This is a genomic window from Niallia sp. NCCP-28 (genome assembly GCF_023168165.1).
Classification (GTDB): Bacteria; Bacillota; Bacilli; order Bacillales; family Cytobacillaceae; genus Niallia.
This window is the reverse complement of record NZ_BQYJ01000007.1, coordinates 101,324-118,493: the sequence shown is the minus strand read 5'-3', so window position 1 is coordinate 118,493 and position 17,170 is coordinate 101,324. Positions and strand designations below refer to the sequence as shown.

Annotated in this window: 16 protein-coding genes and 1 riboswitch; of the genes, 14 read left to right on the top strand and 2 right to left on the bottom strand. The window is 32.7% G+C overall.

The annotated features are described in order from the left end of the window. The first annotated feature begins 63 nt into the window (after positions 1-63). The 3 genes from NCCP28_RS18180 to NCCP28_RS18170 all read left to right on the top strand — a co-directional run bounded on the left by NCCP28_RS18180 (position 64) and on the right by NCCP28_RS18170 (position 2,813). A complete protein-coding gene (locus NCCP28_RS18180) occupies positions 64-1,245 on the top strand; it encodes a hypothetical protein (protein WP_127739908.1) in 1,182 nt (393 codons plus the stop codon). Next, on the top strand, positions 1,199-1,390 hold the full coding sequence (locus NCCP28_RS18175; protein WP_127739906.1) for a hypothetical protein: 192 nt from the start codon (positions 1,199-1,201) through the stop codon (positions 1,388-1,390). Before NCCP28_RS18180 ends, NCCP28_RS18175 begins: the two co-directional genes overlap by 47 nt. Positions 1,391-1,658: 268 nt before the next feature. After that, positions 1,659-2,813: a DUF418 domain-containing protein gene (locus tag NCCP28_RS18170; RefSeq protein WP_127739904.1), complete on the top strand. Its 1,155-nt coding sequence runs from the start codon at positions 1,659-1,661 to the stop codon at positions 2,811-2,813. Between the two features lie 53 nt (positions 2,814-2,866). On the opposite strand, the gene NCCP28_RS18165 is transcribed toward NCCP28_RS18170, so the two are convergent. After that, a complete protein-coding gene (locus NCCP28_RS18165; RefSeq protein WP_127739902.1) occupies positions 2,867-3,115 on the bottom strand; it encodes a hypothetical protein in 249 nt (82 codons plus the stop codon). A 301-nt stretch (positions 3,116-3,416) separates the two neighbouring features. Between NCCP28_RS18165 and NCCP28_RS18160 the strand changes: the two genes are divergently transcribed. From NCCP28_RS18160 to NCCP28_RS18125, 8 genes are all read left to right on the top strand, one after another. After that, positions 3,417-3,761 carry a DUF6018 family natural product bioysynthesis protein gene (locus NCCP28_RS18160; RefSeq protein ID WP_127739900.1) on the top strand — a complete coding sequence of 115 codons (345 nt, stop codon included), beginning with the start codon at positions 3,417-3,419 and terminating at the stop codon, positions 3,759-3,761. Between the two features lie 97 nt (positions 3,762-3,858). Continuing rightward, positions 3,859-4,929 (top strand): DUF6094 domain-containing protein, encoded by a 1,071-nt coding sequence (locus NCCP28_RS18155; RefSeq protein WP_235856657.1) that lies wholly within the window; start codon positions 3,859-3,861, stop codon positions 4,927-4,929. 97 nt (positions 4,930-5,026) lie between these two features. Further along, on the top strand, positions 5,027-5,830 hold the full coding sequence (locus NCCP28_RS18150; RefSeq protein WP_127739898.1) for a hypothetical protein: 804 nt from the start codon (positions 5,027-5,029) through the stop codon (positions 5,828-5,830). Between the two features lie 716 nt (positions 5,831-6,546). Then, positions 6,547-8,421, top strand: a complete 1,875-nt coding sequence (ltrA, locus tag NCCP28_RS18145) for a group II intron reverse transcriptase/maturase (RefSeq protein ID WP_127739896.1) — start codon at positions 6,547-6,549, stop codon at positions 8,419-8,421. Between the two features lie 124 nt (positions 8,422-8,545). Further along, positions 8,546-8,710 carry a hypothetical protein gene (locus NCCP28_RS18140; RefSeq protein ID WP_164849720.1) on the top strand — a complete coding sequence of 55 codons (165 nt, stop codon included), beginning with the start codon at positions 8,546-8,548 and terminating at the stop codon, positions 8,708-8,710. Then, a complete protein-coding gene (locus tag NCCP28_RS18135) occupies positions 8,694-9,527 on the top strand; it encodes an LPD1 domain-containing protein (RefSeq protein WP_127739895.1) in 834 nt (277 codons plus the stop codon). The genes NCCP28_RS18140 and NCCP28_RS18135 overlap by 17 nt, the downstream gene beginning before the upstream one ends. Positions 9,528-9,870: 343 nt before the next feature. After that, positions 9,871-10,548, top strand: a complete 678-nt coding sequence (locus tag NCCP28_RS18130) for a DUF6037 family protein (protein WP_127739894.1) — start codon at positions 9,871-9,873, stop codon at positions 10,546-10,548. A gap of 61 nt (positions 10,549-10,609) precedes the next feature. After that, a riboswitch (cyclic di-GMP riboswitch) is annotated at positions 10,610-10,693 on the top strand. 53 nt (positions 10,694-10,746) lie between these two features. Next, a complete protein-coding gene (locus tag NCCP28_RS18125; protein ID WP_127739893.1) occupies positions 10,747-11,028 on the top strand; it encodes a hypothetical protein in 282 nt (93 codons plus the stop codon). 20 nt (positions 11,029-11,048) lie between these two features. Here the strand turns inward: NCCP28_RS18125 and NCCP28_RS18120 are convergent, their stop codons facing one another. After that, complete coding sequence (locus tag NCCP28_RS18120; RefSeq protein ID WP_127739892.1) at positions 11,049-12,236, bottom strand: replication initiation protein; 1,188 nt, start codon at positions 12,234-12,236, stop codon at positions 11,049-11,051. Positions 12,237-13,545: 1,309 nt separating this feature from the next. On the opposite strand from NCCP28_RS18120, the gene NCCP28_RS18115 reads away from it, so the two are divergent. The 3 genes from NCCP28_RS18115 to NCCP28_RS18105 all read left to right on the top strand — a co-directional run bounded on the left by NCCP28_RS18115 (position 13,546) and on the right by NCCP28_RS18105 (position 17,139). Next, on the top strand, positions 13,546-14,592 hold the full coding sequence (locus tag NCCP28_RS18115) for a DnaA N-terminal domain-containing protein (RefSeq protein ID WP_127739891.1): 1,047 nt from the start codon (positions 13,546-13,548) through the stop codon (positions 14,590-14,592). A gap of 168 nt (positions 14,593-14,760) precedes the next feature. Next, on the top strand, positions 14,761-15,297 hold the full coding sequence (locus NCCP28_RS23675; protein WP_127739890.1) for an RsfA family transcriptional regulator: 537 nt from the start codon (positions 14,761-14,763) through the stop codon (positions 15,295-15,297). 1,119 nt (positions 15,298-16,416) lie between these two features. Further along, on the top strand, positions 16,417-17,139 hold the full coding sequence (locus tag NCCP28_RS18105) for a hypothetical protein (protein ID WP_127739889.1): 723 nt from the start codon (positions 16,417-16,419) through the stop codon (positions 17,137-17,139). Positions 17,140-17,170 lie beyond the last annotated feature (31 nt).

Sequence of the window (17,170 nt, the reverse complement as noted above, 5' to 3'; positions counted from 1 at the left end):
CATAGATTAGAGGAGTACTAGATTATAAACTATCAACCAGGATTTATTAGAGGAGATGAATATATGAGTAATCAAAATACTAACTATCATACTTCACTAGAACGGATTTCCAGTGAAGTAGATCCTGTTTTAAGAAAAATACAAAGAATTAATAGAAGGATAGACGCAGAAAGTGGTAGGATACCACATTTGATTACTCTTCTATTTAAAGACATGAAAAAATTATTAAAGATTTTTAAAGGCATTAAGAATGTAAATATTACTGTTATTCCAGTGATCGGGAGTATCCTAGCTGGTTTTTCCACTGGAATATTAACAGAGTGGCCAATTTATTTGAAGGGATTGTTTATATTGGGCGTACTGATCGTGTTATTTGCATTGTTAGTCCCCTCTTATTTGAAAAGAATGTTGATATTTAACGATCCTGCATTTCATCTACCTTCCTACAAAAAGCAACGAAAACAGGAATATGACTTAATAAGTTATGCAGTAGAAAATGACATTTCGTATGCAGGACTCTATGATTATGTGACGGGAGTTCTGACAAAACAAGAGAATGTCTCTCAGACTATTAGTGTTGTTACAGAACAGTATAATCGGGACAAAGCCGAGTTAAAACAGGAGAATCAATTATTAAAAGAACAATTTACTGTTAAGATAGAAAAATCGAAACAGTTCATAAGAGAAATCAGAGATAAGGCAACCGAAACAGACATAATTCTCCGCTACTTAATCGAGTTACAAGCCGATGTGAATGTAATTCTATTTAGAATTGCAAATGGTGTTTATGATATAACAGATCTACGATTTATTTCTGGTTTTACTATTTATGAGGAATTGGGAAAAAAAGAATTGAAAAAGATTTATGACGTTGGTACAACAGGTGCCAGTCCTGAAACAATCAATATAGACAATAATAAGTACAAGGATTATTCCGTAGTAGCTGTTTCTAAAGGAAAGTTAAAAGAACCCAGGACTAACCAACCTCGAAATAATTATAATATTATTTCTTTTCGAATGAAGTTAGGAGTGGACGGAAAAAAAGCCTGGATAATGAACTTTCACATGTACGATGACATTAATCGTAAAGCATGGTATTTGTTAAGAAATAGTGATATCATTAATAATGAAGAAATATTTCGGCTATTCCATGCTTTAAGTCTTATCTTTTATCAACAGAAAGAAGGAGGCGTTCCTAATGTCCACCGTACAAGTAGAAAAGAAGGATACTATGCAAGAAACTAATGCAGTTCAAACGATCCATTTTAAAAGTCAACTTGAACTAAACGAGAAGCGTCGTCAAGAAAGAGATCATAAAGTGGCTCAAATATTTAAAGAACTTGATGGAATGTTGGATGAATTAAACTTAAATAACAAAAGTAACAATTAATGATAGAAGAAACTCGAAACACGAGTTTCTTTTTTTATTTTACCGTATGTTTGAATTGGACTACGTGAATATACTGTTACTCCAGAAGTGATACTAGAGTGTTCAACAAAAAATATAAAAGTATAGCATTTAAAGGATATTGACTACATATACAATAGTTGCTATGCTTTATTTAATAAAAAATTAGACTAATGGGACTCCCCAAACTTAGCGAAGGTTATCTTTGCCATGTTTGGGGAGTCTTTTTTTCTGAAAGAAGGGATAAGAAATGAATAAATTAGAAAGGATTCATTCCATTGATGTCATAAGAGGCTTTGCTATATTAGGTATTGCATTTGCTAATATACTGCCTCTAAGTACTCCGATTTTATATGATAGCTTTCCAAGTAGCCTATGGACATCAAGTCATGACCGGTTAATTGAAAAGTTATTATTTATCTTGGCGGAAGGGAATTTTTACTCTCTGTTTGCCATGTTATTCGGATTCAGCTTTATCATATTTATGGAACGATCTGCAGCAAAGGGGAATAACCCTTACATACTTTTTTCTAAGAGACAGTTTATATTGCTGGGGATAGGAATACTCCATGCTTTATTTATATGGTATGGCGACATATTAATCGTTTATGCATTATTTGGATTTTTATTATTACCGCTTTATAAGGCCCCAAAATGGATTATAAGTTTAATGATAGCCATTGTTTTACTGCCTAATGTCGTAATTCTCTATAACCTTATTGGCTATAACTATGATCCGGCTGAATATCTTGATTACAATTATATAGTTTCGGTTATAATGAATTACCAATCAGGCGGAACAGTAGGATTTCTACAAAATTTATATGATTGGCTAAATACCTACCAGCCAGGAAACTTACCATATCTCTATATGAGCATATTCCCTATGTTCTTAATTGGCGTATTGATTGCTAAGAGTAAATCCATTCTATTGAATATAACTAAAAAACACTATGTGTTTTGGGTAGTATTTGGGCTTGTGGGATTAACTATTAAACTACTCCCAGTTGTTAAGCCGAATTCATTACTATACTTGCAAGCAGCTGAATCTATTGGTAATCCGCTTATGTCTTTATTTTACGGACTGAGTATTTTATTGATGATAACCAAGCTCAAAGGGAGTCTTTCCTTAATTGGCAATATCGGTAGAACTTCTATGAGTAATTACTTACTGCAAAACATAATAGGGTTCGTCATTTTTAAGGTATTCCATTTGTATGGAACATTGCCTCCAACTAAGTTAATAATAATTTCCTTTATAGTGGCTGTGTTCCAAATCTGGTTAAGTTACATTTGGTTACTCTTATTTAAACAAGGCCCAATTGAATTTTTATGGAGAAGATTAACGTATATTAAGATAGACACATTAAGAAATAAAAAATCTATATCTTCATCTTCTCAATAATTCATTAGTTAACATAAAAAGAGATACCAGTTTAGTTCAGGTATCTCTTTTTCTTAATAAGACCTACGATAGTATCTAATGAAAATTAATGCCACAAATGAAATTATTATTCCCCAAATCCCGTAAGGCTCTATTTTATTAAATATTACTGCAGCCTCTCCATAAATATAACTAATATCCATCGTAGTTGAATTACCATCAGGATGTGGTGCTTCTACTTTCATATTAGTTAAATAGCTTAAAATAACAGCTATAATCGATACTACCAGTGCTGATATTGAAATATTTTGTAATTTATCCATAGAATCCTCCTTATATACATATTTTATAACGAACAGTTTCACATTTACAGTGGGAAAACTTAAATTCTTAGGTACCCATAATTATTTAGTTGAATATCACAAATTTAGATAGTAATATTAGTGTATAAATATATTTTTATTTTTAATTTTTCAGCAACCACTTTTGGTTAGCAGGTTACTTAATAAACGCAGCGTCCTTTGGGATCGAAATTAATGGCATTGTTATGCTTATTAAACGATCTCTCTGGGCGCTTTTTTGCGTTTTATAAACAAATTTTATAAATGAGAGGAATGAAGAAGAATGAACACAACTACTAATAAATTATCAATCAATCATGAGGTATTTGAGGATTGTAGAAGGCATATGGAGACAGTTAATGTTTATGAAAGAACTACACGAATGAGTGCAGAGATAATCTTTAAAAATGGAGATCGTCGCATTTATCATGCTAAATCGGACTCAAAAAAATACGCAGTTAAGGAAGTCATTAATTTTGTAAAATCTATTGAAGAAGCAATTGGTGACAAAGTTATGTGGAGGTTTAAAGGAGATAAAAATTATAATATGAGCACAAATTATCAAAAAGACGTAAGTTTATTAGTTCGAATAAAAAGAGATTTCTTAGGTTATTTCTTCGATATTTAATTAGAACCTACAAAAGAGGAAAGAGAAACGTTCATTCTGTTTTAGAATGAACGTTTTTCTAATTACAGAGTACTTAGAATTTAGGAGGAAATTAATAATGAACAATGTAGGAAGTAAAGTAAGCAGCGGTTTCTTTGAAATGTCAGAAAAACAAGGGGATAAGCTATTAAAGTTATTAAGTGTAACAGGTAGTGGAGTATGGTTTGATTCCAATTGCGGAGAAGGAAAAATTCTTCATCAGCTTGCACAGCCTTTCCAGAATGATAATTGTAAGATTACAACGTATGGGATAGAAACAAACACACAGAGAGCTTTAAAGGCACAGGAGATCCTACAGCATTGTATAAATGCTCCCATAGAAAGCATGATTATCCAAAACGAAGCTGTATTGCTACTATTTTTAAATCCTTCAAATAGTATGAATATCAGGGAAGATGACTCTTCTGATCAGAAGGAATGGAACGATTTATATCGCAATACTCGGTACTTATCTAAAAGAGGCATAATGATTTATATTATTCCTTCCTATCGATTTGCAGATAACCAGATTGCCCAATTTCTAGCATCCCATTTTTTCGATGTTGGGATTATGCGATTTTTGGATGAAGACTACGACGATTATAATCATTGTATTTTCATTGGAAGAAAGAAGAGTGGTAAAGATAAGGAAGTTAATAAGGATTTATATAAATTTCTACTTCAAATGGAATCAAAGGTTTTTGTTCAAACAAAGGTGAACTCAATTGCCCATATTATAAGAGCTAATAAAAAATGGGAAGTTCCCGCTGGTATTCAAGAATTAAAGACATTCTACACGAAGCTTGGGAATAAAAGTGATTTTGTAGAAGGAATAAAGAATAGTAAAGTCTTTACCGCTTTTATTAATCGTACCAAGCCAAGACAATTGGTCATTGGAGGAGATCCTATTCTACCCTTAAATCAAGGTCAGCTGTCCCTTTTAATGGCCAGTGGAGCTATTAATGGAGAAATAGGTGAAGGAGATAATTATCATCTTGTACAAGGAATCGAAGTCGTCTCTAAAGTTGTCGAGAGTGAAGTGAAAAATCATGATAATGGCGGAAAAACAACTATTACTAAAACCAAGACCAAAAGGGATGTTTCTGTAAAACTAATCAGTCCTAAAGGGGTAATAAAAAAGTTAGTGTAGTTACTAATCAAAGAGGAATATCAATCTTACTAATATAAAGAATTTGAGAGGATTAGCGGTAAAGCCACTAGTCCTTTTTATATAGGAGGAAAAATAAATGACTAATCAATTAAGTTTATTTATGGATCAGACAACTGAGATAAGAGATATTAGAACAGAGAAACAAGCTACAAATAAGGTTTCTTATGATGTAGGAGAGCTTATAGGAGGTTCGAGAAAAGAGCTTGCAGAGCTGCGAAAAGCATTTGAAGAAAAGCAAAGCTCAGAACTATTAGAGATAATAGAAAAAATTAATCCTATGTTATCTGAAGAACTAATTTCTAAAAAACAATTTTTTAAGTATTTCTCTTTCGAGGCAGAAAAGGAAAAAGGAACTCAACCGGCTATTGCGAAACTAAAGCAATTAATCCTTCATCGTGTTGATAATATACCGGCAAACCAAACAAGAGAAGGGCGTAAATCCTTTATGGAAGCTGCCCAATATTTATTGATTTGTATGGAAGATCTTCGAGTAATTGATGATGTAGCCCCTTTTATTAACCGTCTAGGTAATCAATTACGTACAGAAAGACAACATAAAGACAAATATAATGGTCCTGCTCGCTTAGGTGTTCTTGGATCTAAATTTAGAGACTTCTATTTAAAAGGTGGGTTTCGAAGTAGTTTTAAAACAGCCTTTCTAATAAACAGCTGGGAAGAGTTATTAACTAAAAAGTCTGTTTCTAAACCAAAGAAAAAATCCTCTTCATGGTTAAGGGACTTACCAGAACGTCCTGATAGAAAAGGAGGAAGTCCAAGTAGTATACAAAAACCAGAAGACATAATATCCTTTTTCGGATATAGAGGCGTTCAGTTCGGGAATTATGGTGCGCCACGTTCTCATATAAACGCGGTAGCGTGAAATTGAAGGGCTTATGAATGTATATAAGCCTAACTTCTATTCCAATTTGATAGGTGAAATCCCTATCCAGGAGAAATAACCGATTTTATCCAAAATCTCCTGACTATGATACTCCTATATGCTAGATACCCCCTCTTGGGTAAATGGTGTAGAGCTAGGTAAAGTCGTAATTTGAGGTTGTACCTATAAACAATCAAAATAATGCGGTAGTCCTTAAAAACTGAGCTATGATTACGCAAGGAACTTATGTTTGAAGCGTCGTCACCGAATCTTCTTCTTAATATAGGTCAAAGGAAGAAAACCACGAGAATGGATGAACTATATGAATATGGGAATATGTATGATTCCACGTCTTACTAGTGTCGTAGTTGCTAGTAATGACGAGCCAACATGTTACGGTTAATCAAGGTTGGTGAGTATCGTCGGCGTAAAGTAAGAATCTAAGGCACAGTAAAATAAGGGATAGGAATAGAGGAACGTGGGAAGCTCAATTAATTCAAGGCTTAAGAGGAGCCATTAGAGAAATAATTGAGTGGCAGCGGTCCCGTAGTAGTGAAGAAATGGGGTAACTCTTATGGAGCGAAGGGGACCAGTCGGGTACTTATCCATAACTCACAAGAAAGTTAGTCTAAATGAACCTTTCTACTATAAGTGGAATGTGGGAATTAAACAGTTAACCATTAACTCTCTAAATATAATGTAATGAGGGTGTAATAATGAGGGATAAAAGACTACCTATCAAAAGTGAAACACAACTCAGAGAAAAACTAGATAATCTATATGAAATTAGCAGCAATTCAAACAAACCGTTCTTCAACCTAGTTGAAATTATGAAGGAAGAGCAAACCATTAAAACAGCCATTCACAATATTAAAAGCAACAAGGGCAGTTTTACTCACGGTATTGATAAAAAGGACATAAATCACTTTCTACAAATGGAATATGGGGAGTTAATTAAAATCATTCGTGAAGTGATTGATAATTACAAACCTGCTCCAGTCAGACGTGTTTGGATACCAAAGTCTAACGGTAAGAAAAGACCTCTGGGGATACCGATTATATTAGATAGAATCATTCAAGAATTGGTCAGAATCGTAATCGAGCCTATAGCAGAGGCAAAATTCTTTAAACATAGTTATGGTTTTAGACCTTATCGTTCAGCGGAACATGCAATCGCTAGAGTGATTAACATAATAAGACAAAGCAAAACTTATTATGCAGTTGAAGGTGACATCAAAAGCTACTTTGACAACATTAATCATAACAAACTGATAAACATATTATGGGGCATAGGAATAAGGGATAAACGAATCTTAACGCTTGTAAAAAAGATGCTTAAGGCAGGAATCATGGAAGATGGACATATCCAAAAATCTGATTCCGGAACTCCTCAAGGTGGAATTATTTCTCCCTTGTTAGCCAACATCTATCTCAACTCCTTTGACCGGTTAATTGCAAAAGAATACGAGGAGCACCCGGCTAGATATTCCCTGAAAGACTATAAAAACAAAGGAATTGCAAAAGTTAAGAAACGTCATGAACCTTGCTTCCTCATAAGATACGCTGATGATTGGATAATATTAACTAAAACAAAGAAAAATGCCGAAAGACTATTACTCAAAACTGAGAAGTATTACCAACATGTACTGAAAATCGAACTATCCAAAGAAAAAACATTCATTACTGATTTAAGGGAACAAAGAATGACATTCTTGGGATTCGACATATTTGCAGAGAAGTCAAGATTAAAAAATAGCATAGTAGGTAAAGCGGTACCTAATCCGATAAAATTCCATGCAAAAACTGCTAATGTTAAAAGGAAAATCAGAAACATTAGATTCAATACCAATCCTTGGGATATTGCTAAGGAAATTGAAACTATCAATATGGAACTAATAGGTATCAGCAATTACTACAAAATAGCCAATAGCGCAAAACTGTTCAGCAAACAAGACAGCATGCTATATCACTCTATGTGTAAATCTTTTTCTAAACTATACAAAGGAAGAAACTATCGAGAATGGTTGATTCCTGCCAATAAACTAGACAATAGAACTGATAGGCATAAAGATAGCGCAGCTGAAAGACCTTATATCGAAGTGGACTCGGTGAAAATAGGATTGACGAAGTTATCTTATACAAAATGTATAAAGGCACTAAACTTCAAACCAGAAATGACACCATACACGAAACATGGAAGAATATTATATGAAAAGGAATCTGAACGTAAATTAAAGAGAGCTAGACCTACAATCTACGATGAAAGTTATATGAATAATATTGTACTTCGTAAATTAAAGCATACAGGAACTAGTTCAGATAAATACAACTTTGAATTTGTTTTAAACAGGGACTACGCATGTAACAGGGATAAAGGTAAATGCAAAGCTTGTGGAAGGAACGTAACTTCTACTATTGTGCATTGCCATCATATAAACCCCAAACTTCCAATAGATAAGGTGAACAAATTAAACAATTTGGCTACACTATGCAAAACATGTCACTCTAAAATTCATATGAAAGAATTAGACGAAAAGGACGTAAAAGTTTACAAAAAACTAAGTAAATATAGAGAGATTATAAATAACTAGATGTGAGGATAAGGAGTCCTATTACATTGTGAGGTGTAATATGGATAGTCTTACAGAGACTTAAGACTCGATGGAACGCCGTATGCGGTGAAAGTCGCACGTACGGTGTGGGGCAGGGGAAAAGATGGAGATAACTTCAAAGTCTTACCTATTGCCATTAGACGATGAAAAAGCTATAGAGCATCTGATTCGTTCTTCAGAAGCCATGATGGATTTAGCAGAGGTTTTAGATATTGATTATAAAACACTTTCTCTAGGTGGGAACATTAGGTATGGCATATGGAGCTAGAGGAAGAGGAGGACAAGCTCTTGCACATTATGAAGCTCTTTCGAGAGTTATTAATATGACGAAAAACAAAGGATCACTAGGTGTTCTGGCTCATGAATGGTGGCATGCTCTTGATCATTATATCTATTGTTTAAGCCATGCAGATACCTCTAGAAGGGGATATGCTTCCAATGTAGATACTTTAGGTTCCCACATAGATAAAACGGTTATTAATGCTTATGAGGACCTGATAAAGACTATTAGGAGCGGAAATAGTATTTCTCACTTCGAAAATACCAATAAATCAGGCGTTTCGTATAGGGGCTTAGAGTTTAGAAAGATATATAGAAATTATAATGGAGACCTTTTAGCTTGCATGGAAGAATATACTGAAATGCAAAGAATTGATTTGGAGGATTCTCTTGAGATGGAAAAGTATTATGGGTCAGGTGATTTAACTGATATGGAAAAGAAAATACTAACCAAACAGCAAAGAGATCTAAAAAAGTTTGCTTTATCCTTAGCATGGTTTCATGAAAAAGAAACAGGAGAAAGAGTTGAAAAAATTCCTTATCCATCACATCTCTCTAATTATGTTTCAGCTTCAATGAAGCTAGATAAAGGTAATAAGCTATATTGGGCAGATATTATTGAGCTTACTGCGAGGGCTTTTGAAAGCTTTATCCAGGATAAACTCCTTGCTAATAACCGTGTTAGTGACTACCTTGTAACAGGCACAAAAGACCCTATAGCGTTTCCAGTAGGGGAAGAAAGGACTACAATTAACAAGCAATTTGATTTACTGCTAACGATACTAAAAAAATATGAAATTATCTAATTTCATGTCGAGACGAAGGATGAGCCAAGAGCTAGTCCTTTTTTTTTTAGATACTATGATGAAAAAGGATCATTGATATCGTTCCAAAAATAGAGTTTAGTGTATATAAAAGGTTAAATATGGTAAAATAGTATCGAAACTTTTGAACTATATTCTATTAAAATATCAAACTTTATAGTATAGAAACTGCTAGTGGTATAGGCACCGTTTCTGCATCGATACACAATATTAGATATCAGTAAAAGAGATTGTATTAGAAGATGATTCTGATGAGATTAGAGTTAAGTTTTAAGTTGATGAGGAATAAAAAAAAGCACGAGCAATTATTTAATGGAGGGTTAAGATGAGTAGAGGTTACAGGTTAAATAATTTATTTTCTCTCGCAAAATCAATGAAAAATAAAAAAATAGACTATCAAGTTATTAATAACATCCCCTATAAAAAAGACCTGGAGATATGTGCGATTTTTAAATATGATTATAAAATCATAAAGAAGCGACCCTATACAGATAATTCACAACCCAAAGAATATATATTAGGTCTATTTAAAAGAAAGACACACCAATATTTGACCTTGCCATTAGATTATAAAAAAAGTGATAATTTCGAAAGCTTTGAGCTTCCTAATAGGTTAGGAGAGGATTTATTTAAAGATTTAATGAAATTCTTAGAACTTAACGGCACGGAAAGAAGGGAGTTTAGCCTACACAATTTCTATAGAATATTAGACAAAGCAACTCCCACAAAGGCTGGAAAAGAAAATTTTGATCGATTAGTATGTTCTCATTCCTATCCGACATCAAAAGATAACGAACATAATAAAATCTATTTTAGTCATTTTAGAGACAATGATAAACGTGGCGAGAAACGTAGCCTAGAAAACTATGAAAAAACAGAAAAATTACTTCCCTACGCAAATAAGGTAATAGGAAATAGAAATATCTCCGTCTGTTTTACACCAGAAAAAAAAGAAGAGGCAGTAGAAAAAAAAGAAGCGGATATAAAAATAAAAGTTTATTAAATACTTTAAAGAAGAAAAGTTGCATTTTGGTAAAAACTGAATATAATATAGGTATAAAGTCACTATACTTAGAAGCGATGAAAAATCATCTTTATTTGGGCGCTTGGATGATTTGAAGCTAGTAGCGCAACCGGCTAATTAAACATATGTTTAGTTGGCTTTTTTTGTGGTAAGAATACAAAAAAGAGGATGATACTAGTGGCAGATAAATACACAATTAAGAAAACTTGTTTTAATAATATAGAGGAAAATACATTAGTAGAATTATACTCCCTTTCAAAGGACAGTATAAAGCAGGTTGATAATAAGAGCTTCCACGAAGTAACCATATTAATGTCTGCGATAAGAGAAGAAGCCCCAGCAAGATTAAAGGACATTGAAGATATTGAAGCGGAAGTTACACCAGAAATTGCTACAATACTAAGCTCCAATATGGAAGAAGCCTTATTCATTAATGAAATTGAGTCGCTAATAAACTGACTAGATCATAAAAAGGCACCTTATAAGGAAGGTGCCTTTATCAATTTGCTCTGACTTTCTTCATAAAGTTTTTCAGTTATTTCAGCGCCTTGCTCTTCCCAAATTCTTTTAGATTCTTCTTCATCAAAATATTTCTTCAGGATTTCTAAAGCGTCATTTCTATGCATATAATGTGGTATCTTCTCAATTCTTGTAACTTTCCGTTTAGGTAACTTACTCATAATAAATTCCCGGATAGCTTTTTCAATAAGAATGGATTTATCATCGTCAAATAAGGCAAGTTGTTCGTCGGTTGTTGCTTTTTTAGGAAGTACAGCTGAAATATAGCCAATAGGATTTTTTATAGTATCGTCATATTTAATAGATTGCATCAACTCAACGATATTATTCTTTCCGTAATTAAGCCATTCAGTGATAACTTTTTTATTCAAATTCATTCCTATTTCTAGACCAAGTCGCTGAATATCAATAACATCCTGAGAATAAGTATCTTCTTCTATCTTTATTATCTGGTCAGAAGAACTGTTCGTTTTTATTTTAAACTTTATCTTATGTATAGAGCGTCCTTTTCGGATTGCATCGTAAGTAAAGGATATGTCTGTTTTTTTAGCAAGTTCTGCTTGGGCATGATCAATAACTCTCTGCCTAAAATTAATCCAAACTGGATATTTGTCTTGGAGCCCTAATTTAGCCCGTAATTCTTCAAGCGTAAAGGTTCTCTCTGTTAAACCCTCATAACTTTTTAAAAGCTCATATAGACGAATAGAATAGTTACTACGTAGATGCAGAATATTCCCTAGTTTATACCTAGTGAATTTCTGATTTAACAAAAGGAAGAAAGGTTTTAAATCTGGATCAAAGCGAACTGTTACAGAACCCTCGTTTATATTGTAAGTTGCTTTTGATAACCAAGCTATACGGGTTGGTTTCCCTTCGTGGTTAATAAATAAAAAGGGTTGCATTAATTGGGTTGTTATCTTATCAACTTCTTTATATAAGTTCTTCGACTTTGAACCAATTAAATCCCCGAATTGTTTAATAGAAAAAGTATAGGTTTGGAAATCCTTATCATTGGGATGGATATTAGAAGCTATTACAGATATTATCTTTTGTTCCATTACCCCTAACTTATAGGTTGCTTCTACTATTGAGTTTGCCTTTGATACTAAGTTTGTATCTTTAAAAATAATCTCTCTATTATTTTCCATGACAATTTATACTCCTAGAATATTGGTAGTTTTATTTTATCGTAAGCTAAAACAAACGTAAACTAAAAAATGTTTGTTTTAGGTATTTATAAAATACCGACCCCAAAAGTGTTGTGTTTATTCTTGCTGTTAGTACTCTAATAGTATTCATCGTTCAAACTAATCCTAATAATGAGGGGCTTTATTTTCTGATACTGTGTAAATTGACCCCAAAAGTGTTGTGTTTATCTTTGCTGTTAGTACTCTATATGTACATATCTTCCAAACTAAATTCTCTAAATGAGGTGCTTTACACCCTAAGATGTGTTATTTCACCCCAAAAACGTTGTGTTTTAAACAATATTCATTATGCACCACCCCAAAAATGTTGTGTTTAATCTTTAAGAACACACTTAAATCAGTCAAAATGATATGTTTTGGCCCCAAATTTGTTGTGTTTTAAGAAAATAGAACGTTTACTTTTTACACCCTAAAAATGTTGTGCTTTTACACCCCAAAAATGTTGTGCTTTTACACCCCAAAAATGTTGTGCTTTTACACCCCGAAAGTGTTGTGCTTTCACCCCGAAAGTGTTGTGCTTTCACCCCAAAAGTGTTGTGCTTTTACACCCCGAAAGTGTTGTGCTTTCACCCCAAAAGTGTTGTGCTTTGCCCCAAAAGTGTTGTGCTTTCACCCCAAAAGTGTTGTGCTTTCACACCCCAAAAGTGTTGTGCTTTCACCCCAAAAGTGTTGTGCTTTGCCCCAAAAGTGTTGTGCTTTCACCCCAAAAGTGTTGTGCTTTAATTGCTCAAGCCTTACTGCCCCAACAGTTTGCTAGATCTGTAAACAGGTTAAACAAGTATAAACAAGTTAAATAGATTTATATAAACAAGCACAAACAAAGAGAAGTGTAGTAGTTTAAATAGATTTAATAGATTTACTTCTATTAATTACTTACACCCCAAAAGTGTTGTGTTTATTACAACCTCTATTATTCATAAACATGGATGGTTGACAGACATTGAGATTTAAGGAGAAGTATGCTTTAATAATAAGAACAATAGTATACAAAAAGGGAAGGACCCTACACTGAAAAAACCGAGCTATAGCTACGGTAGTTTTCTTGTGGGGTCCTTTTTATGTATTTTGTTTACTAATGTAAAAAAAACACCTATAATTTACTAACCTATCAGTTTAGGACCTGAGGTTAATAGAAACGACAAGGGGTTTTTTCTTAATTATTACATTCCGTTTATTCTATCACATAAGCATTTAATTTCAAGAAAAAACCTACATATATGTCTTTAATAGGTAATCCCTGGAGGATAGTATGGAATCTGAAAAGTTAAACTTAAAAGGAAAAAATGACAAATTAGAGTATTACAGAACAATTGATACGGGGAATCTTGAGCAAAGAATGAAATTAGTTAAACAGGACGAAAGTAAATTAACTTACTATGTTCCAGAACTAGATAAGGTCGTATATTCAGAAACGGAAGTAAGAAAATTTTCCTTAGATGCTTATGGCGAAAATATCCCTTATATTGACGGAGAGCTTACCATTCTAAATAACTATTTATTTGATTACTGGGGATACTTTATAAACGCTGAGGGCTTAGCTTTATATGCCCACTTAAAAAGATATACTTATGGGAATAAAGATTGGTGTTTTCCTAATTTTGAAATGATCAGTCTTAAAATGGATAAATCAAGACCTACTATACATGCTTACTTAGAAATATTGGAGAGATATGGGTTTGTCTATAAATTCAATGTTATAAACCGATCAAGAGAAAAGGAAGAAGGCCCAATTTTCAAAATCAGAAAGAAAGTACCCTTATTAACTAAGGCATTACTTGAAGGGAATAAGGAATTAGAAATTCCAGATAATGTTTCGGCTCATATTAAGAAAGCTATGAAAAAAGAAAAGGAAGGACTTCCTAAAAAGTTAAGAGCAGAACATGACAAGTATGTAAATGAAATGATTCGAAACAACGAGAAAATAAATCTTGAAAATCAAATGGACTATGAAGAAATATATCGTGTCTGGCAACAATATGGAGAAATTATTAAAAATAATAACAAACCTCTAGCATTAAATGAAGAGGTAGTACTTGACTATGGAAAAGCAGAAATGGATAAACATGAAGCCAATATGTTAAATTATCTACTTACCTATGTGTCTAAGAAGCTTTCCAAACCTTCATTTGATACATGGTTTAAAGGAATTTCTATAAAACTCACGCAAAACAACTGTTATGTACTAGCTCCTAATGAGTTTTGTAAAGATTGGCTGGAGAATAAATATGCAGATCTCATCTCGAATGCTATTCGAGAGTATGATAAATCGATTGACGCTATAGTAATTCAACAATAATTCCGAAGGTGTGTCTAACTGGCACATCTTTTTTATTTTAGTATCTTACTCTGTTTTGTTTGTCAGCTGAATAAAAGTGAGGGAATTGATCATTTAAATAACATAATTGAGTCTTACTTTTCTATGACCCGAATAATATGTAATAAAAAACACTAGGAGAGATTTCTTATGCCAAAAACAAGACAAGATTCCTGGACAGAAAAAGAAGACATACTATTAGCTGATGTTGTACTGCGAAGTATTAGTGAGGGCAGTACGCAGCTTCAAGCATTTGAAGAAGTAGGGAAACAATTATCTCGTACAAGTGCTGCTTGTGGATTTAGATGGAATGCTTACGTAAGAAAGCAATATAAATCGAATATAGAAGCAGCAAAAGTGCAAAGAAAACAACTAAAGCAGGGGAAACCTCTAGTGGAGGAGTTAGTAACAGAACTTTCAAGAGAAGAGGAGCAAGTATTTAAAACAACAAATGCTGATCAATTTGACGGCATCATTCATTATTTAAAAGAAATATATAATAAGTCGAAAATATTCAATCATCAAAGCGAAGTTAGTAATAGCCATGAACAAGATTTACATGACAAAATTAATGAATTAATTAATCAAAATAAGTATTTACAGAAGAAATTACATTCTAAAGAGGAGGCATATAAAGGGTTAGTTGATCTAATGGAACAAGCAAGAAAAATGGTAACAAATAAATAAAATCTTACTTTAAGATGAATTATTTACAATCCATTTCCCAATATAAACTAGTGGTTTTTATGACATGTAAATTCATTTAGTTTATCTATCAATTAGATTACTCTTATACCTTAAAAAGTTTTTAATGCAGGGTGAAAAAATTTTTAACCCTACCTTAAAAATTTTTTAAGGTAGGGTTAAAGAATTTTTAAGGTATCAAATTTCATAGGTTAAAAATTTTTTAAGGTATCAAAACGGCTTATTTTTATAGGTCAAAAATTTTTTAAGGTATGATAAGTTAAAAAATTTTTAAGGTACCATTAAAAAATTTTTAACCGGAATAAATACAAAGATTAATAAATACAATTTATTTAAATATTATATATAGGGAAATCGTCCGTGGATTTATTCTGAAAAGAGCTTGTCCATTTAATATAAACAGGATATAATACCCATATATTAATTTACTTTTTATTTTTTATTTTTTTTGTGCAATCCATTTTAGGGTTAGCAGACAGACAATAATACACTTACAGCCTTTGTGGTTGATGAATAAGAATAGCTGAAATAAATTAGCTGTTTTCTATCATTGACCCCAAAGGCTTTTTTGCGTTTAGTTTTCGTTTAAAACGGTTGATGATGGTAATTAAAACAAAGGTGAGGAAGATTAACATGGCAAAAAGCCAAAACAAAAAGATAGCAATCTATAAAGGACAGGTAATTCATTATGGTTCAAACAAATATCCTACAACTTGAAGAATAACAATATTCGCTTTTATTTAGAATTTTCAAGGTTGTTTGAATCAATACTACTGGTTCAGTGATCATACTAAAAAAGCGACTCATACTTTTACTACATATTGTGAGGGCAATTTAGAAGAGGCTAAAAAATTAGTTGTTGATAGCTTTAAAAACTATTTAGAAAAGAAGCCTTTGGCAGGGATAGTGTTGCAGATGGGGAGATAGTTGGTTATCTAACAGAAATCGAAAGGAAAGAAAGTACAAGGATCAAAGAAATAGAGCAAATATCATTATTTGAAATGACTAACGATGATATCAATAAAATCAAAAAGAAGAAAAATGCAGTTATCAGTGGACAATTAGCATTTGCGCTTCTTTAATCATAAGGGGGAAAAATTTATGACGATTACAATAACCATGGATTGGCTTGTATGCCTATATTACCTAATTGAAAATATATTTTTTGTTTATTGTACGGATTTAAGAATGAAAAATTACTTTTTGCAAAATGAGTTATATCCTAGAGAGTTTTATTGTTTTGAGATGGAAGAGGAAGAATTCTCTACAGATGATGCTGTAACTGCACAGATTGAGGAACCTACAATTTTGTCAAAACCTCTTGTAGTAAAAACGGAACTAAACCAAGAGGCTGAAGCTTTACTAGCGGAATTGCAATTAGAGCTTTCTAGTTTTGAATCAATTCAAGAGAAAGAAGTAGAAGGAAATGTTCTATTCGATAAAAAGATTGATTCTGATTGTATCAGTTTATCAGACTATGATTCAGATAATGGCGATACTTCTGATGTTTCATCAGCAAATTTTGAACAATTAGCATCCGCAAAAATAGGAGATTGTTTAGAAGGTGAACAACATTGGGTGGTGTCGATCATTGGTACAGAAGAAGAATACTTACATGTATCTGATGGCCATCGCGCTTGGATAAACGCTGGAGAGGATGCACAGGGGTTGAAACGAGGTGACTTGTTAGCTGTTGATGTCATCCGCCATGGAAGAAACATTGAAGTATTAAATATTACATTTTTAGATTCAACTATATCGGAAGATTATCTCATTCCGGACGAAGAAATAGAATTCAATAACAGCTATTCAAGAGCTATATAGTTTGTAGGAAGTGACCAATCATGGTCACCTT